This is a genomic window from Bacillus sp. SH5-2, from assembly GCF_008368905.1.
In the GTDB taxonomy this organism is placed as follows: domain Bacteria; phylum Bacillota; class Bacilli; order Bacillales; family Bacillaceae_G; genus Bacillus_A; species Bacillus_A luti.
This window is the reverse complement of the sequence record NZ_QOSD01000007.1, coordinates 131,137-158,034: the sequence shown is the minus strand read 5'-3', so window position 1 is coordinate 158,034 and position 26,898 is coordinate 131,137. Positions and strand designations below refer to the sequence as shown.

Genomic DNA, 26,898 nt, shown 5'->3' with positions numbered 1-26,898 from the left:
ATACAATTAAAGGGTATGAGTTTTAGGATGGAGAGTGGAAATATTGCGTTTTGTAACGGCGAAGAAAGAAGAAAAGGTATTCGTAGGTATTGTGGATGAAGAAGAAGAAAAGGTATTGCATTTAAGGGAAGCGCAAAGGCAAAAAGGGGAAAAGGTTACAATCCCGATTACAATGTTAGAATGTATTGAAAGAGGGAATGAATGCATTGAGAAGGTATGTGAAATTGTAAATTGGGCAAAAGAGAACGGAGAAGCGGCGTATTATCCGTTAACAGAGGTGAAAATATTAGCGCCGATTCCAAGGCCGAGAAAGAATATTCTGTGCGTTGGAAAAAACTATCGTGAGCATGCGATGGAAATGGGCGGAGTAGAGTCTATTCCAGAAAATATAATGATCTTTACGAAAGCACCAACAACAGTTATTGGCATGAATGAACAAATTAATGGTCACCCTCACGCAACGGATGAACTAGACTATGAAGGCGAACTAGCTATCATTATTGGCAAGCGAGGGAAACAAATAAAAAAAGAAAAAGCGCTTGAGCATGTTTTTGGTTATACGGTTATAAATGATGTAACTGCTCGAGACATTCAAAGGAAGCATAAGCAGTTTTTCCTTGGGAAAAGCTTCGATACGTTTTGTCCAATGGGACCGTATTTAATTCATAAATCAATGGTTAGAACGCCAAACGCATTACACATTGAAACAGTAGTAAATGGAGAAGTAAGGCAACAGTCAAACACAAATAAAATGATTTTTTCAGTAGAAGAAATTATTTCAACGATAAGCAAAGGGATGACATTAGAACCAGGCGATATTATCGCAACAGGAACGCCGGCTGGTGTAGGAAAAGGTTTTACACCACCGAAATTTTTGCATGCAGGTGATGAAGTGGTCATTACAGTAGAAGGAATTGGTACTTTGCGAAATATAGTGAAATAAAGAAAGGGCTATCTTATTAAAAGATAGCTCTTTTTTATGGCCTTGGGTTGTTGAAAAAATCTAAAATAGCGAAAATATACAATCCGATAAGTGCTAACGTACATACCCCGATTAGCATAACGGCAAGAGAACTTCTTTCACGACCAAATCCGATAACTGTAAGGAAGACGGAAGCCCAAAATGAGGCTTTAAGTAATGTAAACGTATGGGGGGTTGAATAGTGACTGAGTAACGTTGTGGATAATAGGAATCCGATGAATGTAATGAAAATAAGAATGGTAGCTACGTAGTTAATATGTTTCCCGTATTTTAAAAGCACGCAGTTTCTCCTCCTTTTGTAAAAACTGAATATTCAATCTTATTTTAAGGTAAATGATTAGAGAAAGGAAGAGGTTGTCCCAACGTGTAGGACAACCTCTCTATCATTACGATAATACAGCTTTAATTTTTTGGAATGCCCACTCTAAATCTTCTTCAGAGATTACTAGAGGTGGTGCGATACGAATTACATTTTCATGTGTTTCTTTACATAATAGACCAGCAGCTTTTAGTTGTTCACAGTAAGGACGAGCTGGCTCGTTTAATTCGATACCGATGAATAAACCTTTACCGCGAACTTCAGTGATCATTGGGTTATCAATTTCTTTTAATTGCCCAACTAACTTTTCTCCTAATTGAAGAGAACGCTCTGTTAACCTTTCTTCTTCTAATACTTCAAGAGCTGCGATAGACACAGCACATGCAAGTGGATTACCACCGAATGTAGAACCGTGAGAACCTGGCTCGAACACGCCTAAAATGTCGCGGTTTGCTGCTACGCAAGAAATTGGGAACACACCGCCGCCAAGTGCTTTACCAAGTATATACATGTCAGGAGTTACATTGTCCCAGTCGCAAGCGAATACTTTACCAGTACGGCCTAAGCCTGTTTGGATTTCATCTGCTACGAATAAAACGTTTTCTTTTTTACATACTTCAAAAGCTTCTTTTAAGTAACCAGCTGGTGGGATATTAATTCCTGCTTCACCTTGAATTGGCTCTAAAATGAATGCTGCTGTGTTTGGTGTAATTGCAGCTTTTAATGCTTCTAAATCACCGTAAGGAATTACAACGATGCCAGGAAGCATTGGGCCGAATCCACGCTTGTACTCTTCGTTTGAGGACATAGAAACAGAACCCATTGTACGTCCGTGGAAGTTATCTTCACAAACGATGATTTCAGCGCGGTTTGCTTCTACTTTCTTTACGTCATAAGCCCAGCGGCGAACTGTTTTAATTGCAGTTTCAACAGCCTCAGCACCTGTGTTCATAGGAAGTACCATTTCTTTATTAGTTAGTTTCGCAACTTTTTCGTACCAAGGACCTAATTGATCACTATGGAAAGCACGAGAAGTTAACGTAACACGATTAGCTTGTTCGATTAGAGCGTTAATAATTTTTGGATGGCGATGACCTTGGTTTACTGCAGAATATGCACTTAATAAGTCCATATAGCGGTTTCCTTCAGGGTCTTCTACCCAAACACCTTCTGCTTTAGAAATAACGATTGGAAGTGGGTGGTAGTTATTTGCTCCGTATGTGTCTGTAAGTTCGATAATATCCTTAGTTTGAATCATGATTGTTCCCCCTTTTGTTATTACAAGAAGTTTGTAAATACTCTAAATATTATAGCATTTAAATGTAAAAAAGCGAAACATTTCCTGAAAATAAATGAACATGTTATCATATAGAGTGAAAAAGTGTGAAAAGAGGAGGTAAGGAATACGATGGTGCATATGCATATTACAGCATGGGCGTTAGGTTTAATTTTATTCTTTGTGGCGTATTCACTTTATTCGGCAGGAAGAAAAGGTAAAGGTGTACATATGGGGCTTCGCCTAATGTACATCCTCATTATTGTGACAGGCTTCATGTTGTACATGAGTATTGTGAAGACAGCAACAGGTAGCATGCACATGTGGTACGGCATGAAAATGTTAGCTGGTATTTTAGTAATTGGCGGCATGGAAATGGTTCTTGTAAAAATGAGCAAAAACAAACCAACGGGGGCGGTTTGGGGCTTATTTATTGTCGCGTTAGTAGCGGTAATTTACTTAGGACTAAAATTACCGATTGGCTGGTACGTATTCAAATAAAAGTAAAACCACCTTTTGATCTCAAATATTTGAGATCAAAAGGTGGTTTTTATTTTTATCCCGTAAACATCCGATTGGTGAGGGCTAATAATCAGTAGGGGATGCCTCCACTGATTAAAGTTTCACTTTATGTCGCATCGATATGCAACTCTTCTCCATTTACTTTCGTAAAACGGAACGTGTTTTTATTTGAGGTAGCGTGACGGACGAAATGGTGGTGCAGTGCACAAATCATCTCTTCGTTATCGAATAAAAGAATGTTTACTCCTTCGCATGCTTCCTCTTTCGGTAAGAAGGATAAATAATTATGACAATACATGCAATCATATAAAGAGTAGTGAAGGGATTGCAATGATTCAGTTAATAATGTAAAGACAGAATCAGGTAATTCCTCAAGCCATTCATTATAGCTAAGAAGTAATTTTTTTCGAATGCGTATCATTTCACCGTTTTGCAAATGGTGCTGCTCGTTTGCGATTTGTAATACATCTTGTTCGTAGAAACGGGCAGGTAGCCAATTGTTGTTATACAAAATTTCAAACCCATCTTCAGCAATATCTTCTAATAAAAAAGCTTCTTCATTTTCGTCATCAAAGAACACCCATTCATTATTTATACATTCTACATTGCCGACTGTATGAGCGCGGGGCTGGTTATATAAAATATGTTTACGTTGTATCATACATGATTTCTCCTTTATTGAAAGTAGTTATTCTTGTTATAGACAGTTCGTGCATTCTTTATAACTAGACACATCTAGACATAGGTGGGCATACAATAAAACACGTTTTACAGAGTGAAAATGCTATTCCATATGTGGATAGTAGGTTATCGTCAAGTTTGTCATTTTTTTGATCCGCACTCACAGGGTGGGGATTACTGCTCGTTTAGGAAAAGAAACAAGATGGAAGGATGATTCATATGTGCGGGATTACAGGATGGGTGGATTATAAACGCTCATTAGAAGGAGAAAGAGACGCCGTTACAAAGATGGCTGAGACGTTAGCGAAGCGGGGTCCGGATGATAATAAAGTTTGGATTAAAGGAAATGTTGCATTTGGGCATAAGCGGTTAATCGTTGTGGACCCTGAGGGCGGTAAACAGCCGATGACTTGTTTAAAAGATGAAACGAATTATGCCATTTGCTACAACGGTGAATTATATAATACAGAAGACATTCGAAAGGAGTTGTTAAGACGAGGGTATACGTTCAAAGGTCACTCTGATACGGAAGTACTATTAGCTTCTTATATTGAATGGAAAGAAGAATGTGTCGATCATTTAAACGGTATATATGCCTTTGCAGTATGGGATGAACAGAAAGAGCAAGTGTTTATTGCAAGAGATCGTTTAGGTGTAAAACCGCTATTTTATAAATATGATAGCGGACGATTATTATTTGGATCCGAGCTAAAAGCGATATTGGCGCATCCAGATGTAAAAGCGGAAGTAACGCTAGAAGGATTATCAGAAATATTTGGTCTCGGACCATCTAGAACGCCTGGTCACGGTATTTATGCTGGTATAAAAGAATTACGTCCAGGTCATGCGATGACATTTTCAAAGAATGGTTTATGTATATGGAGATATTGGAATGTTGAAAGTAAAAAGCACGAAGATTCCTTTGAGGAAACGGTAGAGAAAACGCGATTTTTATTACAAGATGCCATTACAAGGCAATTAGTTTCGGATGTACCGTTATGCACTTTTTTATCGGGCGGCGTAGATTCGAGTGCGATTACAGCAATTGCTGCAAAAGAATACGAAAGATCAGGCAAAGGGCAATTACACACATACTCTGTTGATTATGAAGATAATGACAAATACTTTAAAGCAAATGCATTTCAGCCGAATTCAGATGCACCATTTATTAATTTAATGACGGAGACATTTGAAACAATTCATCATCGATGCGTCATTTCGAATGAACAGCTGGCAGAGTATTTAACAGAAGCAGTACTCGTTCGTGATTTGCCTGGTATGGCAGACATTGATTCGTCACTATTATGGTTTTGCCGTGAAATTAAACAAGATTTTGTTGTCGGTTTATCTGGAGAATGTGCAGATGAAATATTTGGCGGGTATCCGTGGTTTTATAGAGAAGATGATTTACAATCGAGTGCATTTCCGTGGATGCGTTCTACAGAGGCACGGGAGCAACTGCTAAAAAAAGAATGGAGAAGTAAACTAAATTTACAACAATATGTACAGCAGCGTTATGAAGAATCCATTCAAGAAGTTCCTATTTTAGAGGGGGAAAGCCCACTAGAAGCAAAAAGACGACAATTATTTTATTTAAACATGGTATGGTTTATGACAACATTATTAGACAGAAAAGATCGTATGAGTATGGGAGCAAGCTTAGAAGTACGTGTTCCGTTTGCAGACCACCGACTTGTCGAATATGCGTGGAATATTCCTTGGGAAATGAAAATGTATAAAAACCGCGAAAAAGGTCTATTGCGTAAAGCGCTAGAAGGATTACTTCCAAATGATATATTGTATAGAAAGAAAAGTCCGTATCCGAAAACGCATAATCCGCACTATACAAAAGCAGTAACAGTATGGTTACAAGGTTTATTAACGGATAAAGGCTCAATTTTACACGAACTATTTGATAAGGAACAGCTGAGTGGATTGATTGAGTCGGGCGGCAGTGCATTTCAAAAACCTTGGTTCGGTCAATTAATGACTGGTCCTCAGCTTTTAGCTCATTTAGCGCAAATTCATGTGTGGTTTAAAGAGTATGGGGTAAATATTAAAGAATAGCAGAAAAGCGGCTTACATTTATGTGAGTCGCTTTTTTTATTAAATAAATTGTCAAATAAAATTCGAAATTACCTTATAAATAATACTTAATTAGAATTATTATTTTGACGTACTTATTATTGCTTGTTATAATTGGAAACAAACATTCTTGAAAAAGATTCTCATTTGCGAAATTGAGGTGTTATATAGATGGCAAAGAAAAAAATAGGTTTACTCGTAATGGCATATGGAACACCAGAGTCGTTAGATGATGTAGAGGCGTATTATACGCATATTCGTCATGGCCGTAAACCATCCGAAGAGGCGCTCCAAGATTTAATCGGGCGCTATAAATCGATTGGTGGAATTTCGCCGCTTGCAAAAATTACGAAAGAGCAAGCGCATAAATTAACAGATTCAATGAATAACATATTTAAAGGGTATGAATTTACATGTTATTTAGGTTTAAAACATATTGCTCCATTTATAGAAGATGCAGTAGAAGAAATGAAGAGAGATGGGATTGAGCAGGCAATTAGTATTGTGTTGGCGCCGCATTATTCAACTTTTAGTATTAAAGCGTATAATGACCGTGCAATTCGTCTTTCGGAGGAAATAGGTGGTCCTGTTATTGAGCCAATTGAACAATGGTACGACGAACCGAAGTTTATTTCATATTGGGCAGATCAAATAAAAGAAACATTTACAAACATTGAAGATAAAGAAAAAGCGGTCGTAATTTTTTCAGCGCATAGTTTACCAGAAAAAATTATTGCAGCAGGTGATCCTTATGTTGAGCAATTACAGCATACAGCGGACTTAATTGCAGAGGCTGCAAATATTCAAAACTATACAATCGGTTGGCAAAGTGCTGGAAACACTCCAGATCCGTGGATTGGACCTGATGTGCAAGATTTAACGAAAGATTTATATGAAGAGCATGGCTATGAATCTTTCATATATTGTCCAGTTGGTTTTGTTGCAGAGCATTTAGAAGTTTTATATGACAACGATTATGAATGCAGGGTTGTAACGGATGAAATAAATGCCGCGTATTTTAGACCGAATATGCCGAATTCACAATCTCCATTTATTGATTGCTTAGCTGCAATTGTTTCCAAAAAAATGAAGGAAATAGTTGACAAAGGTTTAGTTTTGAATAATAATTAATTTATAATAATTTTAAACAAATAATAATTACTACGAAAGAAAGAGGAGGATCCCCCTAGATGAATCCAAATAATCGCTTAACAACAAACCAAGGTGCTCCAGTTGGAGACAATCAAAATTCTCGTACAGCTGGTCGCCGTGGACCGGTATTGTTAGAAGACTATCATTTAGTAGAAAAACTTGCACACTTTGATCGTGAACGTATTCCAGAGCGTGTTGTGCATGCACGTGGTGCAGGTGCTCACGGTGTATTCGTAACGAAAAACAGCATGAAGCAATATACGAAAGCAGCATTTTTACAAAATGAAGGAACTGAAACGCCTGTATTTGTTCGTTTTTCAACGGTTATTCATGGTCAAGGTTCTCCGGAAACAGCTCGTGATCCACGTGGATTCGCTGTTAAATTTTATACAGAAGAAGGAAACTATGATATCGTAGGTAATCATTTACCAGTCTTCTTCATTCGTGATGCGATTAAATTCCCTGATATGGTACATTCTTTGAAACCAGCACCTGATACAAATATTCAAACACCAGATCGTTACTGGGATTTCATGACATTAAGTCCAGAATCTACACATATGATGACATGGGTATTTTCTGATTACGGTACACCAGCAAGCTATCGTGAAATGGAAGGTTTCGGTGTACATTCATTTAAATGGATTAATGCAGAAGGTAAAATCGTCTACATTAAATATCACTGGAAACCACAGCAAGGTGTACGTAACTTAAGTGCAAAAGAAGTGCAAGAAGTACAAGGAAAAGACTTCAACCATGCAACTCGTGACTTGTTCGATGCAATCGAAAAAGGGAATTATCCGAAGTGGGATTTACACGTACAAGTGATGCAACTAGAAGAAACGGATTCTTTAGATTTCGATCCGTTAGATCCAACGAAAGTTTGGCCAGAAGATCGTTTCCCATTAATGGAAGTAGGGACGATGACGTTAAATCGTAACCCGAAAAACTTCTTTGCGGAAGTAGAACAAGTGGCGTTCTCTCCAAGTGCAACTGTAAATGGTATTGAACCATCTGAAGATAAATTATTACAAGGTCGTTTATTCTCTTATCCAGATACACAGCGTTACCGCCTTGGTGCAAACTACTTACAAATTCCTGTAAACTGCCCGTATGCAGCTGTTCGTAATCAACAACGTGATGGTGCAATGCAAGTTAATCAAAATCCATCTACAATAAACTACGAACCGAGCCGTCATACAGAAAATCCAGTTGAAGACAAAGCTTACCGCGATTCAACTATGAAAGTAGAAGGCTACGTATCTCGTGAAAAAATTGAGAAACCAAATGATTTCAAACAAGCGGGTGAGCGTTACCGTTCATTCTCTAAAGAAGAGCAAGATAACTTAATTGCAAACTTAACAAACGACTTAAAAGACGTAAATGAGCGCACGAAATTATTAGCTGTTTGTAACTTCTTCCGTGCAGATCAAGAGTACGGTATGCGTTTAGCGCAGGCATTAAATGTTGATATTACGCAATATGTAGGAAATGCTCCGAAATAAATAGGAAAAGACGACCGAAACCTGGTCGTCTTTTTTGTTTGTAAAATTATGCCGGGGTATTTTTCATTTTCATCATGTCGGAATTTGTTGGTAAATCGATATGTTGTGTCGAAACGTCGATCTATTACAAAAATCGCTGATATATTTATGGCGATACTAGATGGGGTATAGGGCCAACAAGTATGATAAAAAGAGATGCAATCCACTATCAATAGATTGCATCTCTTTTTTAGTTCACTCGCTCAGTATACTCGTAAGCTTTCTCGCCGTGCATTGAAATATCAAGTCCCATATGTTCTTCGTGCTCATCTACCCGGACAGGGAGGAAGAAATTAATGGCTTTAATAATGGCGTACGTCATGATGATAGTAAATGCATATGTTGCTCCAATTGCTACAAGTTGTTTAAACAGTAAAGCGGTATTTCCGTAAAACAATCCGTTCGCACCATCGCCGTTTACAGTAGTAGTTGCGAATAGTCCTGTTGCAATCCCGCCCCAAGTTCCACCGATGCCGTGGCATCCGAAAGCATCGAGTGTATCGTCATATCCGAATTTTGTTTTTAAGAAGAAAACAGCGCCGAAACATAATACGCCGCCAATTGCCCCGATAAGAAGAGCGGAAAAGGGTGTAACAAATCCACAAGCTGGCGTAATAGCGACTAGACCAGAAACAACCCCGCAAGCAGCTCCCATAGCAGTCGGCTTTGATTGGAAGAACCATTCAGATAGCATCCAAGTTAGAGCGGAGGCAGCAGCGGCTATATTTGTATTAATAAATGCGGTTAAAGCTACGTCGTTTAAGGATAATGCACTCCCGACGTTAAAGCCGAACCAGCCGAACCACAGTAGCCCTGCGCCTAGCATCGTAAATGGTAAATGGTGAGGAGAAGTACCGTTTATGTTTTTTCGTTTTCCAAGGAATATAGCTAATACAAGACCGGCAACACCAGAAGTGATATGAACAACATTTCCACCAGCGAAGTCTAGTGCGCCAAGTTCTCTTAACCATCCGCCAACGCCCCATACCCAATGAGCGACAGGATTGTAAACGAGTGTTGTCCATAGAAGGATGAAAATAAGAAAGGCAGAAAATCGCATTCTTTCGGCGAATGCACCTGAAATTAGAGCGGGAGTTAAAATAGCGAACATAAGTTGGAACATCATAAATAAATTGTGAGGAATAGTAGATGAGTAGTCTGGGTTTGGTGCGTAGGTAACTCCGTTTAAACCGAACCAATCGAGATTGCCGATAAGGCCATGCCAATCTGGTCCGAATGATAAAGAATAACCAATCACAACCCATTGAATCGAAACGATAGCCATGGCGCTATAACTATGCATTGTTGTGCTTAGTACATTTTTACTACGAACCATGCCTCCGTAAAAAAGTGCTAATCCTGGTGTCATTAACATGACCATTACGGTCGTCACAAACATAAAAACCGTATCTCCTGTATTCATTTTCTCTCCTCCTGTAATGTTAGAAAAAATAACATCGATTTGTTATGTTTCATATCATATTCGAAATAGAAAGAAAAATCAACTAAAAATTCAGAAAATTTTATATTCCATGTTAGAAAATCTAACATGGAATATTTTGTGAGGAGTGAAATCAACGTATGCGCTTCGTTTGGATAATTGGTATAATATTCTTACAATTAAAAAACTTGGGGGATGCGTGTGGGAAAAATATGGACTAGGAAACTATTCATTTGTTTTTGTTTAGCTGTCGTTTTATTTGTACCAATACATACTTTCGCGGAAGAAAAAAGAGAATGGCGAGATGAAGTCGTATATTCCATTATGATTGATCGCTTCAATAATGGAGAGCCGAAAAATGACAAACGGTTAGACGTTGGTAATTTAGAAGGATATCAGGGCGGAGATATAAGGGGAATTATAAAAAGGCTAGATTACATAAAAGAAATGGGATTTACCACTGTTATGCTTTCTCCGCTATTTGAAAGTGGAAAGTACGATGGATTAGACGTACAAAATTTTCAAAAAGTAAATGAACATTACGGAACGGAAAATGATGTGAAAGAGCTTGTAACAAAAGCTCATGAAAAAGAAATGAAAGTTGTATTTCAATTTCCGTTTGGAGAAAATGAACAACAAGTAATTGATTCGATGAAATGGTGGATAAAAGAAGTTGATTTAGATGGAAGTTATGTGATGCATAGTGAGAAAAAGCCACATTCCTTTTGGATTGACGTGCAGAAAGATATGCAAGCGATAAAGAAAGATTTTCGTATTATGACAAAGGAAGATAGTGAATATAATAAAAAAATAGTAGAATCGTTTTCCAAAGCGGATGTATCGGTGAAATCGTTATATGAAGTGAGTAAAAAAGAAGGGGAATTTGTTACATTTTTAGATAATCAGGAAACAAAAAGATTTGCACGTATTGCAAAAGAAAATATGTATTACCCGCCGTCTCGTTTAAAGCTAGCGCTCACTTACTTATTCACATCACCGGGGATACCGAATTTTTATTACGGGACTGAAATTGCATTAGATGGAGGGGATGTTCCAGATAATAGAAGGTTAATGGATTTTAAATCAGATGAAAAGTTTATGCAGCACATAACGAAGCTGGGTGAACTTAGGCAAATGAGACCATCTTTACGACGTGGCACGTTTGAACTTCTATACGATAAAGATGGAATGAGTATATTAAAACGAGAGTATAAAGATGAGGTAACACTAGTAGCAATTAACAATACGAAAGAGACGCAAAAAGTTCCTCTTCATGCAAATTTGATTGGAGAAAAAAAGGAATTACGTGGCCTATTGGAAGATGAGATTATAAGAGAAGACAACGGCCAATTTTATCTCGTTTTAAAGCGAGAAGAATCAAATGTGTATAAAGTTAGTGGAGAAACAGGTGTGAATTGGTTATTTATTTCCTTAATCGTCGGTGTGAACATATTATTCATTGCATTTTTAATTGCGGTTAAAAGGAAACGGAAATGAGTAACTCCTTTCTTTAGTAGTTCGTCTGCAGTTTAAGGTGAGGTGAGATATTTGCGGAAAAAGAAGTGGTTCGCTCTATCTTTTTGTCTTCTTATCGTATTTGTAGGTTTGTATTTTTGGGACAACGGTGAAGATGGGAAATTTGTTCGGTGGGGTGATAGTATTCATTCTGTTGATACGGCAGTTCTTAAGAGGAATAATATTAAATACAAAATCGAAAACGATAAAGTGTATATTCCAGAAAAATCATTTGATAAAGCAATATATTGCTGCTCTTAAAAAAAGAAAACTCCTCTAATTAAGAGGAGTTTTCTTTTTAGCGGTAGTTAATAAATTGTACGTCGATTGGTAAGTCAGCACTACGAACGGCTGCGATTACTGCTTGTAAGTCATCGCGGCTTTTCGCTGTAACACGTACTTGATCGTCTTGTACTTGTGTTTTTACTTTTAATTTCATTTCTTTAATGATGTTGTTAATTTTTTTCGCGTTATCTTTATCGATACCTTGTTGAAGTGTTGCACGTTGGCGAACAGTGTTACCAGTCGCAGCTTCAACTTTTCCATAATCTAAGTTCTTAATTGGAACGTTACGTTTTACAAGTTTAGAAATTAAAACATCTTTTACTTGCTCTAATTTGAACTCGTCGTCAGAAGTTAAAACAAGTACTTCTTTTTCAAGTTTAATATCACTTTTACTTCCTTTAAAGTCATATCGGTTTTGGATTTCCTTTAATGCGATGTTAATTGCGTTTGTTACTTCAGGTAATTCTACTTTCGAAACGATGTCAAAAGAACTATCTTTTGCCATAGTTAGCACCTCCAAATAAATTTCTAATCTTTTTATGTACTGTACATACTAAAGTATAGCTGAAAACGAGCTGAGACTTAAGTGTTTTCATACTTATAATCATGTAACCTCATTTTATTATAGTGAATTTTGGGCAGTTGGACAAATAAAGGAAAAATCGTGTTATAATTAACTTTTGTTTGGAATGATAAAAAAGATAATTTTACCCCGCATTAACGGGCGGTAAGACTCCCGCTTTAAAATTTAACTAGAGCAAAGAAGTTAGATGGGAGATCCGCTGCCCGTAAAAGCCCGATTGGTTCAACTAATAATCAGTGGGAAGGAACAGAACCCCGCTGATTAAAGTTTCACTTTATATAGAGAAGGGAATTAAAAAATATGTATTTACAAATAGGATCGATTGAACAGGTAACTGTTTTACGCGAAACAGAAATCGGATATATGGTTGGAAACGAAGAGGAAGAAATCTTCCTACATAAAAACGAAGTAGCTGGAGAAATTGAAGAAGGCGATACGATTGATGTATTCTTATACCTTGATCACCAAAATCGTATTTCAGCAACGATGAAGGAACCGATTATTACAACATATGATTGGAATTGGGTAAAGGTTGTAGAAGTTATTCCTAGTTTAGGTGTGTTTGTTGATATTGGCGTATCAAAAGATATACTAATCCCAGCTGATGAGTTTCCAATTTATATGCCAGTATGGCCAGAAGTTGGAGACGAATTATATTGTACGTTAAAATTAACGAATCGTGATCGTCTTATCGCTCTTCCAGCGAGAGACAGTGATATGCAAGAAATCGTTGTAGAGGCAACGCCATCTATGCGTAATAAAAACGTAAATGGACGTGTATACCGTTCACTTCAAGTCGGTTCATTCGTCTTAACAGATGAACATTTCCGTGCATTTTTACATCATACAGAAAGAAAAGAACAAGTTCGTATCGGTGAACGTGTAACAGGCCGTATTATTGACGTGAAAGAAGACGGTACAATTAATATTTCACTTCTTCCTCGTAAAGAAGAAGGAATGGAAGACGATGCAGCAGTAATTTATGAATATATGGAAGAACGAGGCGGAGCAATGCCGTTTTGGGATAAGAGTTACCCAGAAGACATTAAAGAACGTTTCAATATGAGTAAAGCTGCATTTAAGCGTGCACTTGGTAAGTTGATGAAAGAAGAAAAGGTTTACCAAGAAGAAGGCTGGACATACTTTAAGAAGTAAATTGAATAAAAAGCACCACCTTATTTTTTATAAAAATAAGGTGGTGCTTTTACAAGTGTAAATGTATCTTTTAAGTCGCTATCATTTATTTTAATATTTGCCTTTTTTAATTCATCTTGTAACAATTTTTGACTGAATGTAGGATCAGCGATGCGCTCTTCTTCTAGATTTTTGCGAATAGAGTCTTTTACTTCATTGTAAGGCTTTAAATCTTTTTTATCAGTTAATTTTATAATGTGATAACCGTTCGAAGATTTAACGGGATTGCTAATTTGTCCGACCTTTAGTTTGTAGGCAGCTGTTTCGAATTCAGGCGTCATTGTACCTGATGCGAAGTATCCGAGGTCTCCGCCTTTCTCTTTTGATAGTAGATCTTGCGATTCTTGTTTTGCTAATTCTTCAAATGAGGCACCAGCGTCTAGTTTTTTCTTTATTTCTTTCGCTTCATTTTCGTCACTTACTAAAATGTGGCTCGCTTTAATATCTGGCTTATAGTGGTCTTTCACATCTTTTTCTGTAACGCTTTTCTTAACTGCTTCATTCATAGCAAGTTTGAACTTAATTTGATTTTTGAAATCAGCTTCATCTTTTAAACGGTTGTTTTCTAGTACTGTTTTGAACTGGTCTCCATATTGATTTTTCACTTTGTTTAATTCTTTATCTACATCATCGTCAGATACTTTATATTTTTTGGTGATAACGTCTTGTGCCATCATTTCGTATAACATGTCTTTTCCATAACGATCTTTTAATTGCTTTTCGAAGTCGCTCTTCGTGATGGTTGAGTCTGTTGCTGTAGCGACTGTAGTTGAGCCGTTTTTTTGTCCACAAGCAGATAGCATTAATATACTTATTAGTGCAGTAATAATGAAAATATGTTTCCCTCTCATGCTAACACCTCATCCGAATATGTTATCGCTATTGTAGAATATAGAAGTGAACATGAAGTGAATTTTTAATGTTTTTCCCTGTAAAATGTAAAAAAGTACATCAACAATTATGTTGATGTACGATGGGATCAAAGGTGATCGGTCTTTTTAGAATAAGTACGCTTACCTTGCTCTATATTTTTTTGTTCTTGCTCATTTTTTTGTGCGCGCTTTGCATTATTATCGCGTGCTTTTTTGTCGTTATCACTCGTATGTGGCATATGTATCAACTCCATTTCTAAACGTTGTACGTTTATCATTTCCTTTTTCGTAAAGACTATGTATAGCGGTGCATTCATGAATAATAAAGGTGGATTGAAAATGGATTTGAAGTTAAATTATACCGAACTTATAAAGAAGTTAATCGTTGTAATCGTCGCAGGTTTATTAAATGCAATTGGGATGAATTTATTTTTAACACCAGCGAAAGTGTACGCGAGTGGTTTTGCTGGATTGTCTCAATTATTATCGCAAATATTAGGTGATTTTTTATCCATTCATATATCTACAGGAGTGTTGTTTAGTTTATTTAATATTCCGGTCGTTATTTTAGCGTGGAAAAAGGTTGGGAAGGCTTTTACGTTTTTTAGTTTTCTTTGCGTTATATTTATGACTTTGTTTTTAGAAATTATCCCAGTTAGAGCAGTTTCGAACGACATCATATTAAATGCGATTTTTGGCGGGATTATTTCGGCAATCGGGGTAGGAATTGCGTTGAAGTGGGGGGCTTCTACAGGTGGTTTAGATATTATCGCCATGATTTTATCAAAGATTAAAGACAAGCCTGTCGGTACATATTTTTTCTTCTTTAATGCAATTATTATCATTGCTGCTGGCTATGTGTATGGATGGGAAAAAGCATTATATACTTTGGTGACTTTGTATGTGTCAACGCGAATCATCGATGCGATTCATACGCGTCATGTGAAGATTACGGCGTTAATCGTTACAAAGAATGGGGCGGATGTGCGAAAGGCGATTCATTCACGCTTAGTTAGGGGGATTACAACGATACCTGCAACAGGTGCTTATACAAATGAAAATAAAGAAATGTTAATGATTGTTATTACTCGTTATGAGTTATATGAATTAGAGAGAGTTATTAAACAAGTGGACCCAGGTGCATTTACAAATGTACTGCAAACGGTCGGGGTGTTTGGATTGTTTCGAAAAGATTAAAGAGGACCAAAGCTGGTCCTCTTTTTTTAATGCAAGTTCGTAATGTTTTGCAATTGCTCTTGCATTTCGCGTAGCTGAACCTTTTCAGCAGTTGAAGAGTTTGCATAAGCGGATTGCAAAGCGTTTTTTGCTCTATATACGAGATCTTGTTGTTCAGTGCCGCTTGAACAAGAAACGGCGCTTGCAACAGCGTCTCTAGCTTGTTGGAATAGTAAGTTCCCCATTTAAACCCCTCCAAAAGAAGAGTTACTTCTCGCTTTTTCTGCCTCAGCTAATGTACCTCTGTACGGGAATCTGGCATCATGCTTCATAATAGAATCGGCTCCTTGTTGGATAAAACGTTTTGATTTGTTCTTTTTACCCATTCGAAAAACCCCCTTTATTTAGCTGAAAACAATCGACGCGCTGATTTGTGCGTCTAATAATAGTATGAACATTTGGCTAGAAACTATAAGCAGGGAATTTTTAGATTACAGCCCAAGAACCTCTTCTAAATATAGAGCGATTCCGTCTTCTTCGTTCGTTAACGTCGTATGATTAGCGAGTGTTTTTAATTCAGGGATGGCATTTCCCATTGCAATGCCGTGACCAGCAAATTCAATCATTTCAAAGTCGTTATCTTCGTCACCGAAAGCGATAATTCGCTCTTTTGGGATGTTGTAATGAGTGGAAATCTTTTGTAATCCGACCGCTTTATTTAATCCGCTTTTCACAATCTCGATAATTGGCCAAGGTGCGCCCCATTTTCTATGGTCGATTACTTCAGCATGCATATCAGTTAAATGTTGACGAATTGCAGTGGAATGCTCGTCATGTGCGTCAATTAACAAGCAAGTTGGATGATCATTTAAAGTATTTAATAAGTCTCCTGTGAAAATCTTTGGAGAACCGAATTCGAAAATATGTTTTTTATCTTCATCAATTTCACGAACATACACATCATCCATTACTTCAGCGTATATATTTTTCACGCCAAAATCAAAGCAAGCTCGGACAATTTCTTGCGCTGTTGCTAATTCAAGAGGAGAGTGATGTGTTCCCCAGTTTGCATCAAGGGGATGATGTACGTAAGCGCCGTTAAAGTTTACGATAGGTGTGTTCAGGCCAAGTTCTTTATAGTAATCATAACTAGCACGGAATGGACGCCCTGTTGAAATAACGACAATATGTCCTTGTTCCTTTGCTTTTGCAATTGTATGTTTCGTTCGAGTGGAAATTATTTTGTTGTCTGTTAATAAAGTACCGTCTAAGTCTAAAGCGATTAAATGTTGTTTGTTCATAATTTCACCTCTTATAATAATTTTTTTGTTTTTATCTGTATTTCCGTTTTTAATATGCAGAAATAAGAGGTTAGACTGGGTGAGACCACCATAGATGGAAATTTCACTATATATCCATCTTACGTCTCAAAGTGCTGCGGTGTCTACTATTTCTCGTTGAAAATTAAGAAAAGTCAACATCTTTTTGGAAAGTTCAAACAATGTTTCTTTCATTATGTACAAATTGTGAAAAGGGTTACATTGCTCGTATGATGAGGCTTATAATGAACATGTAATCTTCTCGTATATGTTTGACTCTCCTTTGAAACTAGCCTAGAGTAGGTTGGTTTCTTTTTTTTCTACAAGTGGGAAAGAAATCCCTGCTTCCATTTGTGTCATTCATATATATGTACAAGAATGAAATGTAGTACTTGTTTCCTAAACATGACAGAAAAGCTTTCTTTTAAAATGGATATACTAATGAGGCAAAGACGTCATGGAAGGAGAATGAAAATGGGACAAAATCGCAGGTTTCGTTCTGGACAAAAAGCGCCAAATGATGGCATTTATGTAGAAATTGGTGAAACGGGAAGTATGGTGAAAGACCCACAAATGGTGAAACTAACTGCCGGTGAGAAATTCCCAGATAACACGAATCATAATCGTCAGTGGACATATAAAAGAAAACCGTAACAGAAGCCGCAATCATTATTGCGGCTTTTTTTCGTTGTGCATTATAATTTCATTTACCGCAACGTTTTGAACAGTATAATGAATGTTCCTGTTTTCTTTTTCCAATAATAAGTTTGAAAATACATAAGCAAATTTATTGTATAAAAAAGTCAGTTGGCGTATAATCAAATTAAAGGTCAAAGAAAGTCAAACTTTTGGAGGGCTGTAAAGATGGACTTAAATCAAATGACAACAAAAACACAAGAGGCGATTATGAGTGCCCAATCTTTAGCGGTATCTCATCATCACCAAGAGGTGGATACTGTTCATCTATTACTTGCATTATTAGAGGAGCAAGATGGATTAGCAGTACGTATATTTCAAAAAATGAATGTTGATATAGAAGCATTAAAGCAAGGGATAGAAAGTTTAATTAAAAAGAAACCTTCTGTAACGGGAAGCGGAGCAGAAGCTGGGAAATTGTATATAACAAGCAATCTGCAACAACTGCTTGTAAGAGCGGAGAAGGAAGCAGAAAAATTGCAAGATGATTACATTTCAGTCGAACATGTATTGCTTGCTTTTGCTGAAGAAAAAGGCGATATCAATCAATTATTTACAAGATTTCATATTACGAAAGATAATTTATTACAGTCTTTAATGACAGTTCGGGGGAATCAAAGAGTGACTAGTCAAAATCCAGAAGCAACTTATGAAGCATTAGAAAAATATGGCCGTGATTTAGTGGCAGAAGTGAGAGCGGGGAAAATTGATCCTGTAATCGGCCGGGATAGTGAAATTCGCCGTGTTATCCGCATTCTTTCACGTAAAACGAAAAATAACCCTGTTTTAATTGGTGAGCCGGGTGTTGGTAAAACAGCAATCGTTGAAGGATTAGCGCAGCGTATTGTGAAAAAGGATGTACCTGAAGGATTGAAAGATAGAACAATCTTTGCGTTAGATATGAGTGCACTTGTAGCCGGTGCGAAATTCCGCGGTGAGTTTGAAGAGCGTCTGCAAGCTGTATTAAATGAAATTAAAAAGAGTGAAGGCCGCATTTTATTATTCATTGATGAACTTCATACAATTGTTGGCGCTGGTAAAACAGAAGGTGCGATGGACGCAGGAAATATGTTGAAACCGATGCTTGCGCGTGGTGAACTGCATTGTATCGGGGCGACGACGCTCGATGAATACCGTAAATATATTGAGAAAGATCCAGCGCTAGAAAGACGTTTCCAACAAGTATTAGCAGAAGAACCGACTGTTGAAGATACCATTTCAATTTTACGTGGATTAAAAGAGCGTTTTGAAATTTATCACGGTGTAAATATTCATGACCGCGCGATTGTAGCAGCATCTGTTTTATCAGATCGATATATTTCAGATCGATTCTTACCAGATAAAGCGATTGACCTTGTTGATGAAGCATGTGCAACAATTCGTACTGAAATTGATTCTATGCCAACAGAATTAGATGAAGTAACGCGCCGCATTATGCAGTTAGAAATTGAGGAAGCAGCTCTTGGAAAAGAAACAGACCGTGGTAGCCAAGAACGTTTAAAAACGTTGCAACGTGAATTATCGGATTTAAAGGAAGTTGCAAGTGGCATGAGAGCGAAATGGGAAAAAGAAAAAGAAGATATTCACAAAGTTCGTGATTTAAGAGAACATTTAGAGCGCCTGCGCCGAGAGTTAGAAGAAGCAGAAGGGAATTACGATTTAAATAAAGCAGCTGAACTTCGTCACGGGAAGATTCCTGCGATTGAAAAAGAGTTAAAAGAAGCAGAAGAAATGGGCGCACATAATAAACAAGAAAATCGTTTATTACGTGAAGAAGTAAGTGAAGAAGAGATTGCAGATATTGTTTCACGCTGGACGGGTATTCCTGTCGCAAAACTTGTTGAAGGTGAACGCGAGAAATTATTACGTCTAGAGCAAATTTTATCAGAGCGTGTCATCGGACAAGAAGAAGCGGTAAGCCTAGTATCAGACGCAGTTCTTCGTGCTCGCGCTGGTATTAAAGATCCGAACCGCCCGATTGGTTCTTTCATCTTCTTAGGACCAACAGGTGTTGGTAAAACAGAACTTGCAAAAACGTTAGCGCAGTCTTTATTTGATAGTGAAGAGCAAATGATTCGTATCGATATGTCTGAGTACATGGAGAAACATGCCGTGTCCCGCTTAATTGGTGCACCTCCTGGATATGTAGGATATGAAGAAGGTGGTCAATTAACAGAAGCAGTAAGACGTAAACCATATTCCGTTATTTTGTTAGACGAAATTGAAAAAGCGCATCCAGAAGTATTCAACATTTTATTACAAATGTTAGACGATGGCCGCATTACAGATTCACAGGGCCGTACAGTAGACTTTAAAAACACAGTTATTATTATGACTTCAAATATTGGATCTGCTCACTTATTAGAAGGTTTAGAAGAAGATGGTTCGATTAAAGAAGAATCAAGAGAGCTTGTAATGGGACAATTAAGAGGGCATTTCCGACCAGAATTTTTAAACCGTGTCGATGAAATTATTTTATTCAAACCTCTTACAGCGAATGAAATTAAAGGTATTGTCGATAAAATTGTAAAAGAATTACAAGGTCGTTTAGCTGACCGTCACATTACAGTAGAATTAACAGACTCCGCGAAAGAATTCGTTGTAGAAGCTGGATTTGATCCGATGTACGGAGCTCGTCCATTAAAACGATATGTACAACGTCAAGTGGAAACGAAATTAGCACGAGAATTAATTGCAGGAACGATTACTGACAATAGTCACGTAGTTGTTGATGTTGAAAATAACGAGTTAGTCGTTCATGTGAAATAAAAATAAAAATAAAAATAAAAAAGAGTTCGGATAAAATCCGGACTCTTTTTTAGTGTTGTTCTACTGGCTCGTTTGGAATTGCAGCTGAAATCGCAAGTACTAATACCGCAAGAACAACTGAGAAAATAGACGCTTGGTTAAAATCGTATGTACCGCCAGTCATAGAGCCGATTACATAGCTCATCATATGTACAAGCAAGAACGACCAAATTAATGCCCAAATGAAACGCATATTTTACACCTCTATTCGTTCAATCTGTCCTTATTGTAACACAATTGAAAAAAGAATATAGAAAAATATTTGTAGATTTTTCAACGCAAATTTGCATTCTGTTCATACAGTATAAAAGAGTGGTTTTATACGTTTAGAAAATAAGGCGGGGGAAAAATGAGTATTACGGAACGTTTTTTTTACTTAGAAAAAGAACCATGTGTCATTTATTTGCCGGAGAAGCCAAATGGGTTTTCTGTTATGCTTCTTGGTGATTACAACTACTTTATTGAGAATGGTACAAGTTTATGGACACAGCATGGGGGAAGATCTTACTTTTTGCATGGTCTTATTGAAGAAGGCTACACGGTCTTTTCCTCTAATTTATATGGAAGGCATTGGGGAAACGATCAATCTGTTCGTCTCGCAAAACGTTTGTATGATGTTGTTTTGAGAAAAGAGACATTAAATGCGAAAATGCACATTATGGCCGATGGGATGGGTGCGCTTGTAGCCCTTGAGATGATGAACAAATATCCCGAGTGTATACGTTCTGTCGTTATGTTGAATCCGTGTCTAGATTTACCAGAATATGTTGAGTTTGAGAAAGAGCATAAGTTTTTTTACAAAAGATTAGTGAAAGAATTAAGTTTGGCGTATGATTCCAAAGAAGAAGAATTAGAATCAAAAATAAATAAGAAATCATTTACGCTTCTTCCGTCTTGTGTACCTGTTAAAATTTTCGTATCAACACAAGAGAAAAGAGGAAGAAAACAATTGTTACGTAAATATGAGAAAATGAGACAATTTAATCAATGCGATACTTCTGTCTTATTCCATCTGCAAGATGTGAAATATAAAATGGTTAGGCAAACGACTGATTTCTTTAAAAAATATGAAGAAGAATTGTGAAGCTCCCATATACATAAATGAGGAGCTATTTGTTTCAAGGGGAAAGGGTTGGTGGTATGGAACGCGTGCTGATTGTAGGTGCACTTACGTTTGTAGGTTATCACCTTGTGAATAAAATGATCGCAGAAGAAGTTGAAGTGTATGGTCTTGATTTTGATGAGTTCGATAGTATGACAAAAATTAATGAAGAGAAGTTATTGTTAATTGGGCGAAATGCGTTATTTACGTACTATTCTATAAGAGATGAGGATGGATGGAGATCAGTAGAGGGAGAGGATTTCGACACCATTTACTTTTGCTTGTACGAACCGAATCAGCAAAGCGGATTTCGGAATGAAAGAGTCATATTACAATATTTAAAGCGGGTTATAAAAATGTGTGAAGACCAGAAAATAAAGTTGAATTTAATTTCTTCTATTGAAGTAGGGAGCCGGGAGGAATCCGAAAATAAACGTCTATTTTTGAAAGTGGAAGAAGGATTAAAAAAAGGAAAATTACAATATAGTGTATTTCGAGTTCCTACATTATATGGACCGTGGCAACCATCTTTTATGATGTATCATCAGCTCATTTTATCGGAACTGGATGAGAAAGAGTGCCATTGCACGAGTGAGGAAAAAGGGAGCGATTTACTTTACGTTGAAGATGTATGTGAATACTTATGGGAAAATGGAACGAACGGGGACCATGTTGGTATATACAATTTACTCAGTGGTAAACCGTCGTTATGGGAAAAAGGTATGAACCTTTTACGTGCAGATGATAAAGTGAGTAAACATAGTAAAGAAGAAAGAGATGAAGCAGCCGAGGATATTTCAATTAAAAGAAATACCCCGTTAGAATACGGTTTAAATAAGCAATTGGCCCACATGAAAAAATATAAAGAGTTATACGAAGGGTAGCGCGCATGTTACACTATTGTATGTGAAAGTTTTATTGGAGAGGAAGAATAGAATATGAACGAAAAAAGCATGCAATTTTTACAAATCGCAATGAAGCATTTACCAGAAGCAAAGGCAATTTTAGATTCTAATGGAATTGCGCTTGATATGGAGAAAGCACAACCAGTGTTAGAGTTATTGATGAAAGTAATGAACGAAGCATATGAGCTTGGGAAAGCGGATAAAGAATAAAGAATAAAATCCTTCTTTTTGATGGGAGAGAGGCTCGGACCGTGAGTAGAAGCGGTTCGGGCCTTTTTATATTTTAAGCGAAATAGGGGGAGGTGTGTTTCTGTTTCTTTTACTGAAGAATAAAGAGAATAATACGCTACCTTTATGTTTTAGCTGAAATATATTCTAGACAAAAATACATTTATGTTTTAAAATTAGTACCAAGTCATAATAATTGATATAAAACGGAGGGCTGCGATGTGAACGTGGGCATTTTAGGGATCGGAAGATATGTGCCAGAAAAAGTAGTCACAAATCACGATTTAGAGAAAATAATGGATACATCCGATGAATGGATTCGTACGAGAACGGGAATTGCAGAAAGACGCATTGCCGATGATACAATAGATACTTCATATATGGCGGTAGAGGCTTCTAAGAAAGCACTTGAAGACGCTGGGATTAGTGGAGAGGATATCGATCTTATTTTAGTAGCGACAGTAACGCCAGATCGTGCTTTTCCAGCAGTGGCTTGTGTGATTCAAGAAGCAATTGGAGCGAAACATGCAGCTGCAATGGATTTAAGTGCAGCATGTGCTGGTTTTATGTACGGAATGATTACAGCGCAGCAATTTATTCAAACGGGAACTTATAAAAATATACTAGTAGTTGGTAGTGATAAGCTATCTAAAATTGTAGACTGGAATGATCGAAATACAGCAGTACTATTTGGAGACGGAGCTGGGGCTATCGTAATGGGAGCTGTTTCAGAAGGAAGAGGCGTTCTATCTTTCGAATTAGGAGCAGATGGAAGTGGCGGTAAGCATCTTTATCAAGACGAGTATGTTATGATGAATGGCAGAGAAGTCTTTAAATTTGCCGTTCGTCAGCTTGGTGATTCTTGTCTTCGTGTTTTAGATAAGGCTGGTCTTACGAAAGAGGATGTGGATTTCTTAGTACCGCATCAAGCGAACATTCGTATTATGGAATCTGCAAGAGAGAGATTGAATTTACCACAAGAAAAAATGAGTATGACAATTGAAAAGTTTGGTAATACATCAGCTTCTTCAATTCCAATTGCAATGGTAGAGGAATTGCAAAATGGACGTATTCAAGACGGTGATTTAATTATACTTGTTGGTTTCGGCGGCGGATTAACATGGGGAGCAGTCGCTCTTCGTTGGGGTAAATAAGGACTGAGAGAAAAAAGGAGTGTATTTTGTATGGAAAAAAAGAGGGTCGTAATTACAGGACTAGGAGCTGTTACACCGGTCGGTACAGATGTTGAAACAGCGTGGGAAAACATTAAAAAGGGTGTATCTGGAATCGGACGACTTACAAGAATTGATCCGGAACTATTTCCAGCAAAAGTAGCAGCAGAAATTAACGACTTTGAAGTCGAGAAATATATTGATAAAAAAGAAGCGCGCCGTATGGATCGCTTTACACAATATGCAGTAGCAGCAGCGAAAATGGCAGTTGCGGATGCGAAGCTTGAAATTACAGAAGAAAACGCACCTCGAATTGGTGTATGGATTGGTTCTGGTATTGGTGGTATGGAAACATACGAAGAACAATTTAAGATTTTTACTGAGAAAGGTCCACGCCGCGTGAGCCCATTCTTCGTACCAATGATGATTCCAGATATGGCAGCAGGTCAAGTATCGATCGCAACAGGGGCGAAGGGAATCAATACTTGTTCTGTAACAGCTTGTGCATCTGGTGCAAACTCAATTGGTGATGCATTTAAAGCGATTCAGCGCGGTGATGCTGACGCAATGATTACAGGCGGAGCAGAGGCGCCGTTAACAAGTATGGCATTCGCAGGATTCAGTTCAGCGAAAGCTTTAACATTTAATGAAGATCCAGCAACAGCTTGCCGCCCGTTCGATAAAAACCGTAGTGGTTTCGTAATGGGTGAAGGTTCAGGTATTTTAATTCTTGAAGAATTAGAGCATGCTTTAGCTCGTGGCGCTCGCATTTACGCGGAAATCGCTGGTTATGGCGCAACTGGTGATGCATTCCATATTACAATGCCTGCCCCTGGCGGTGAAGGCGGAGTACGTGCAATGCGTCAAGCTTTGGCAGATGCAGGTCTACAGCCAGAAGATATTGATTACATTAATGCGCACGGTACAAGTACAGATGCGAATGAAAAGTATGAAACGATGGCAATTAAAGAAACGTTCGGTGAGCACGCGTATAAAGTAGCAATTAGCTCAACGAAATCAATGACAGGTCACTTATTAGGAGCCGCTGGTGCTGTTGAAGCGATCTTCTCTATTAAATCAATTACAGACGGAGTAATTCCTCCGACAATTAACTATGAAACACCAGATCCAGAATGTGACTTAGATTACGTACCGAATAATGCGAGACAACAAGAAGTAAACGCAGTATTAAGTAACTCACTAGGATTCGGCGGTCACAATGCAGTATTAGTATTTAAATCGTATAAATAATAGATGAAATAAGGTGTTTTTTTCGTAACAAACTACGAAAAAACACCTTATTTATTTTTTACGTCTTTTTCTCTTTTTGCATATACATAAGAAAAAGGAGGGATAAAGATGGGGGTTGTTGAAACAGCTGAGTGGCTACATCTATATTACGGACGGCCAGAAAAACTGTGTGAAAAATTCACGAAATATATCCCGTTGCCGAAAGAAAGATTGTATCGCTTTTTAATTTCCAAAGGAATGTATCGCCCGGTCATGCGAGGAGAACAAGAAATTAAAGAGTTAGAGAAAAAGGAAATCTGGAAAGAGTTAAGTATGGAGTATGATAAATTAAAGAAATGGTTAAAAGGTCCAGATATCCCTATCTTTATTTTATTATCAGATTCCTATAACCGAACTGTACAAGAAGAATATAACGGGAAAGCGGGGCTTTCTATGCGCCACGTTATTTTCTTGTTCGTATGTGGGCGGAATTCTTTAGAGGAGTTAAAAGCATTATTGGCACATGAATATCACCATATATGCAGGTTACATCGAATTAAAACGAAAGAAACAGAGTATACCTTGCTTGATACGATGATCATGGAAGGGTTAGCTGAGCAGGCAGTAACGGAAAGGTATACAGAAAAAAATAATGCACCGTGGACGACGTACCTTTCAAAAGAAGAAGCACTTTATTATTGGAGGAACGTTGTACACGAAAGAATAACGATAAAGCGAGGAACAAGGGAGCACGACATCTTATTAAATGGTCTCCATTCTTATCCGAAAATGCTTGGTTATGCGATTGGCTTTCATATTGTAAAAGATTGTGTAGCATTGGAAGAAGATACACTATCTTTATTATCTATAGATGCGAGAGAAATATTGAGTAAAGCAAATACGTTTCATGTTCCATGAAAAAACAGGGGCTATAGCTCCTGTTTTTTTAGATACTATAGAAGAAAAAATAATAATTAGAATATATTTCCTTAAGTGGAATAAAGTTAAGCAAAAATGAACATAATGATTGGTACAAACAGTAGTGAAGTGAGGGGTAGAGAATGTTATATCTACATGATGTATGGGTAAATTGGTTTGAAGGTGAAGAAAATGGGTATAACGTTTGTCATTTTTACGAATGGCGGAAAGATGATACGATTGAACTATTAGATCAAGTGCCATTATTAAAAGTAGATTCCACATTATATCATTACATCGAGAACGAATTGTTAGAGCTTCCGCAAAAGTTATTGGAGGACGTACATCATAAGGCCTATATTCGTAAAAATCACGAACGTTTGCAACAAGAATATTGTTTTGTAGTTACAGATGGAAAAGGAATTATTGCGATTGATTCAATTGGTTACAATGTGCCAATTCGAAAAAGCAGACTTATACCTCGCCAAGAGCAGATGGTATATGAGATGGTAGAAAACGTACAAGCAGAAAAGTATGAGTTCCAAGTAGAAGAAACAGAAAAAGAGCATCATATTTTATCGCCATCTCCTTTCATTATGAATGGTTTGACTCGTAAAGAAAGACAGTTAAAACAATTATTATTTATGGCGTTAGATCAATTACATACAACGAAAAATACAGCTGAAATTCGTTATTGGTACACAGAGTGGGATCCATCAGCATATGGAACGGTCCAACATATGGAATTTGAGGATATTTGGGCTAGATTATATGATGAAGCGAAATCAGGCTGGTCTGAGAAGCATGAGCAATTATGCGAGCGCCTTGTAAAAGGACAGCCATTTTTTGAAAAGTTATGGGAAATGGAAAATGAGCAGAAGGTAAATTAAAAA

The 26,898-nt window shown here is 37.3% G+C and carries 29 protein-coding genes; 18 read left to right on the top strand and 11 right to left on the bottom strand.

The genetic code is table 11. The features are described from left to right. Positions 1 to 43: 43 nt before the first annotated feature. Positions 44 to 943, top strand: coding sequence for a fumarylacetoacetate hydrolase family protein (locus DN410_RS07160; protein WP_179958589.1), 900 nt, complete (start codon positions 44 to 46; stop codon positions 941 to 943). A gap of 34 nt (positions 944 to 977) precedes the next feature. Here DN410_RS07160 and DN410_RS07155 read toward each other — a convergent pair whose 3' ends face one another. Beyond that, on the bottom strand, positions 978 to 1,262 hold the full coding sequence (locus DN410_RS07155; RefSeq protein WP_149175970.1) for a hypothetical protein: 285 nt from the start codon (positions 1,260 to 1,262) through the stop codon (positions 978 to 980). Between the two features lie 106 nt (positions 1,263 to 1,368). Then, entirely contained in the window at positions 1,369 to 2,559 is a 1,191-nt protein-coding gene (rocD, locus tag DN410_RS07150) for an ornithine aminotransferase (protein WP_149175969.1), read from the bottom strand. 150 nt (positions 2,560 to 2,709) lie between these two features. Here rocD and DN410_RS07145 point away from each other — a divergent pair, with 150 nt between their 5' ends. Then, positions 2,710 to 3,078: a YisL family protein gene (locus DN410_RS07145; protein WP_000233505.1), complete on the top strand. Its 369-nt coding sequence runs from the start codon at positions 2,710 to 2,712 to the stop codon at positions 3,076 to 3,078. Positions 3,079 to 3,205: 127 nt separating this feature from the next. On the opposite strand, the gene DN410_RS07140 is transcribed toward DN410_RS07145, so the two are convergent. Beyond that, the gene (locus DN410_RS07140; RefSeq protein ID WP_149175968.1) at positions 3,206 to 3,760 is read right to left on the bottom strand and encodes a DUF2777 domain-containing protein; all 555 of its coding nucleotides are present in this window, start codon (positions 3,758 to 3,760) and stop codon (positions 3,206 to 3,208) included. A gap of 239 nt (positions 3,761 to 3,999) precedes the next feature. Between DN410_RS07140 and asnB the strand changes: the two genes are divergently transcribed. The 3 genes from asnB (at position 4,000) to katB (ending at position 8,522) form a co-directional block, all read left to right on the top strand. After that, on the top strand, positions 4,000 to 5,847 hold the full coding sequence (asnB, locus tag DN410_RS07135) for an asparagine synthase (glutamine-hydrolyzing) (protein WP_149175967.1): 1,848 nt from the start codon (positions 4,000 to 4,002) through the stop codon (positions 5,845 to 5,847). Between the two features lie 189 nt (positions 5,848 to 6,036). After that, positions 6,037 to 6,996 carry a ferrochelatase gene (hemH, locus tag DN410_RS07130; RefSeq protein WP_149175966.1) on the top strand — a complete coding sequence of 320 codons (960 nt, stop codon included), beginning with the start codon at positions 6,037 to 6,039 and terminating at the stop codon, positions 6,994 to 6,996. A gap of 59 nt (positions 6,997 to 7,055) precedes the next feature. After that, complete coding sequence (gene katB / locus DN410_RS07125; RefSeq protein WP_149175965.1) at positions 7,056 to 8,522, top strand: catalase KatB; 1,467 nt, start codon at positions 7,056 to 7,058, stop codon at positions 8,520 to 8,522. A gap of 229 nt (positions 8,523 to 8,751) precedes the next feature. On the opposite strand, the gene DN410_RS07120 is transcribed toward katB, so the two are convergent. Continuing rightward, positions 8,752 to 9,984: an ammonium transporter gene (locus DN410_RS07120; RefSeq protein WP_071711088.1), complete on the bottom strand. Its 1,233-nt coding sequence runs from the start codon at positions 9,982 to 9,984 to the stop codon at positions 8,752 to 8,754. Positions 9,985 to 10,197: 213 nt separating this feature from the next. Here DN410_RS07120 and DN410_RS07110 point away from each other — a divergent pair, with 213 nt between their 5' ends. Together DN410_RS07110 and DN410_RS07105 are read left to right on the top strand one after the other, a co-directional pair. After that, a complete protein-coding gene (locus DN410_RS07110) occupies positions 10,198 to 11,499 on the top strand; it encodes an alpha-amylase family glycosyl hydrolase (RefSeq protein ID WP_149175963.1) in 1,302 nt (433 codons plus the stop codon). A 51-nt stretch (positions 11,500 to 11,550) separates the two neighbouring features. Then, a complete protein-coding gene (locus DN410_RS07105; protein ID WP_149175962.1) occupies positions 11,551 to 11,778 on the top strand; it encodes a hypothetical protein in 228 nt (75 codons plus the stop codon). 37 nt (positions 11,779 to 11,815) lie between these two features. On the opposite strand, the gene DN410_RS07100 is transcribed toward DN410_RS07105, so the two are convergent. Then, complete coding sequence (locus tag DN410_RS07100; protein ID WP_001040149.1) at positions 11,816 to 12,307, bottom strand: YajQ family cyclic di-GMP-binding protein; 492 nt, start codon at positions 12,305 to 12,307, stop codon at positions 11,816 to 11,818. 378 nt (positions 12,308 to 12,685) lie between these two features. Between DN410_RS07100 and DN410_RS07095 the strand changes: the two genes are divergently transcribed. Beyond that, positions 12,686 to 13,540, top strand: coding sequence for a CvfB family protein (locus DN410_RS07095; RefSeq protein WP_149175961.1), 855 nt, complete (start codon positions 12,686 to 12,688; stop codon positions 13,538 to 13,540). Positions 13,541 to 13,560: 20 nt separating this feature from the next. Here DN410_RS07095 and prsA read toward each other — a convergent pair whose 3' ends face one another. Then, positions 13,561 to 14,430: a peptidylprolyl isomerase PrsA gene (gene prsA / locus DN410_RS07090; protein WP_149175960.1), complete on the bottom strand. Its 870-nt coding sequence runs from the start codon at positions 14,428 to 14,430 to the stop codon at positions 13,561 to 13,563. 128 nt (positions 14,431 to 14,558) lie between these two features. After that, positions 14,559 to 14,690: a DUF3941 domain-containing protein gene (locus tag DN410_RS07085; RefSeq protein WP_001120846.1), complete on the bottom strand. Its 132-nt coding sequence runs from the start codon at positions 14,688 to 14,690 to the stop codon at positions 14,559 to 14,561. A 100-nt stretch (positions 14,691 to 14,790) separates the two neighbouring features. Here DN410_RS07085 and DN410_RS07080 point away from each other — a divergent pair, with 100 nt between their 5' ends. Next, a complete protein-coding gene (locus DN410_RS07080) occupies positions 14,791 to 15,648 on the top strand; it encodes a YitT family protein (protein ID WP_142332047.1) in 858 nt (285 codons plus the stop codon). 26 nt (positions 15,649 to 15,674) lie between these two features. Here DN410_RS07080 and DN410_RS07075 read toward each other — a convergent pair whose 3' ends face one another. The 3 genes from DN410_RS07075 to DN410_RS07065 form a co-directional block, all read right to left on the bottom strand. Beyond that, positions 15,675 to 15,872, bottom strand: coding sequence for a DUF3813 domain-containing protein (locus DN410_RS07075; protein ID WP_149175959.1), 198 nt, complete (start codon positions 15,870 to 15,872; stop codon positions 15,675 to 15,677). Further along, positions 15,873 to 16,013, bottom strand: a complete 141-nt coding sequence (locus DN410_RS07070) for a hypothetical protein (RefSeq protein ID WP_000516818.1) — start codon at positions 16,011 to 16,013, stop codon at positions 15,873 to 15,875. 105 nt (positions 16,014 to 16,118) lie between these two features. After that, positions 16,119 to 16,928 carry a Cof-type HAD-IIB family hydrolase gene (locus DN410_RS07065; RefSeq protein ID WP_001041234.1) on the bottom strand — a complete coding sequence of 270 codons (810 nt, stop codon included), beginning with the start codon at positions 16,926 to 16,928 and terminating at the stop codon, positions 16,119 to 16,121. Between the two features lie 492 nt (positions 16,929 to 17,420). Between DN410_RS07065 and DN410_RS07060 the strand changes: the two genes are divergently transcribed. Together DN410_RS07060 and clpB are read left to right on the top strand one after the other, a co-directional pair. Continuing rightward, positions 17,421 to 17,600: a YjzC family protein gene (locus DN410_RS07060; protein WP_000531421.1), complete on the top strand. Its 180-nt coding sequence runs from the start codon at positions 17,421 to 17,423 to the stop codon at positions 17,598 to 17,600. A 210-nt stretch (positions 17,601 to 17,810) separates the two neighbouring features. Then, positions 17,811 to 20,411 carry an ATP-dependent chaperone ClpB gene (clpB, locus tag DN410_RS07055; protein WP_149175958.1) on the top strand — a complete coding sequence of 867 codons (2,601 nt, stop codon included), beginning with the start codon at positions 17,811 to 17,813 and terminating at the stop codon, positions 20,409 to 20,411. A 49-nt stretch (positions 20,412 to 20,460) separates the two neighbouring features. Here the strand turns inward: clpB and DN410_RS07050 are convergent, their stop codons facing one another. Then, entirely contained in the window at positions 20,461 to 20,643 is a 183-nt protein-coding gene (locus DN410_RS07050) for a YjzD family protein (RefSeq protein WP_001211116.1), read from the bottom strand. Positions 20,644 to 20,799: 156 nt separating this feature from the next. Here DN410_RS07050 and DN410_RS07045 point away from each other — a divergent pair, with 156 nt between their 5' ends. From DN410_RS07045 to DN410_RS07015, 7 genes are all read left to right on the top strand, one after another. Then, the gene (locus DN410_RS07045; RefSeq protein ID WP_149175957.1) at positions 20,800 to 21,534 is read left to right on the top strand and encodes a lipase family protein; all 735 of its coding nucleotides are present in this window, start codon (positions 20,800 to 20,802) and stop codon (positions 21,532 to 21,534) included. A gap of 29 nt (positions 21,535 to 21,563) precedes the next feature. After that, complete coding sequence (locus DN410_RS07040; protein WP_149175956.1) at positions 21,564 to 22,436, top strand: NAD-dependent epimerase/dehydratase family protein; 873 nt, start codon at positions 21,564 to 21,566, stop codon at positions 22,434 to 22,436. 54 nt (positions 22,437 to 22,490) lie between these two features. Continuing rightward, complete coding sequence (locus DN410_RS07035; protein WP_001003337.1) at positions 22,491 to 22,667, top strand: ComZ family protein; 177 nt, start codon at positions 22,491 to 22,493, stop codon at positions 22,665 to 22,667. Between the two features lie 239 nt (positions 22,668 to 22,906). Beyond that, positions 22,907 to 23,839 (top strand): beta-ketoacyl-ACP synthase III, encoded by a 933-nt coding sequence (gene fabH / locus DN410_RS07030; RefSeq protein WP_149175955.1) that lies wholly within the window; start codon positions 22,907 to 22,909, stop codon positions 23,837 to 23,839. 30 nt (positions 23,840 to 23,869) lie between these two features. Beyond that, positions 23,870 to 25,108, top strand: a complete 1,239-nt coding sequence (gene fabF / locus DN410_RS07025; RefSeq protein ID WP_149175954.1) for a beta-ketoacyl-ACP synthase II — start codon at positions 23,870 to 23,872, stop codon at positions 25,106 to 25,108. A 108-nt stretch (positions 25,109 to 25,216) separates the two neighbouring features. Beyond that, positions 25,217 to 26,005, top strand: coding sequence for a DUF2268 domain-containing putative Zn-dependent protease (locus DN410_RS07020; protein WP_149175953.1), 789 nt, complete (start codon positions 25,217 to 25,219; stop codon positions 26,003 to 26,005). A 143-nt stretch (positions 26,006 to 26,148) separates the two neighbouring features. Beyond that, positions 26,149 to 26,895 carry a YjbA family protein gene (locus DN410_RS07015; RefSeq protein WP_149175952.1) on the top strand — a complete coding sequence of 249 codons (747 nt, stop codon included), beginning with the start codon at positions 26,149 to 26,151 and terminating at the stop codon, positions 26,893 to 26,895. The last annotated feature ends 3 nt before the right edge of the window (positions 26,896 to 26,898 follow it).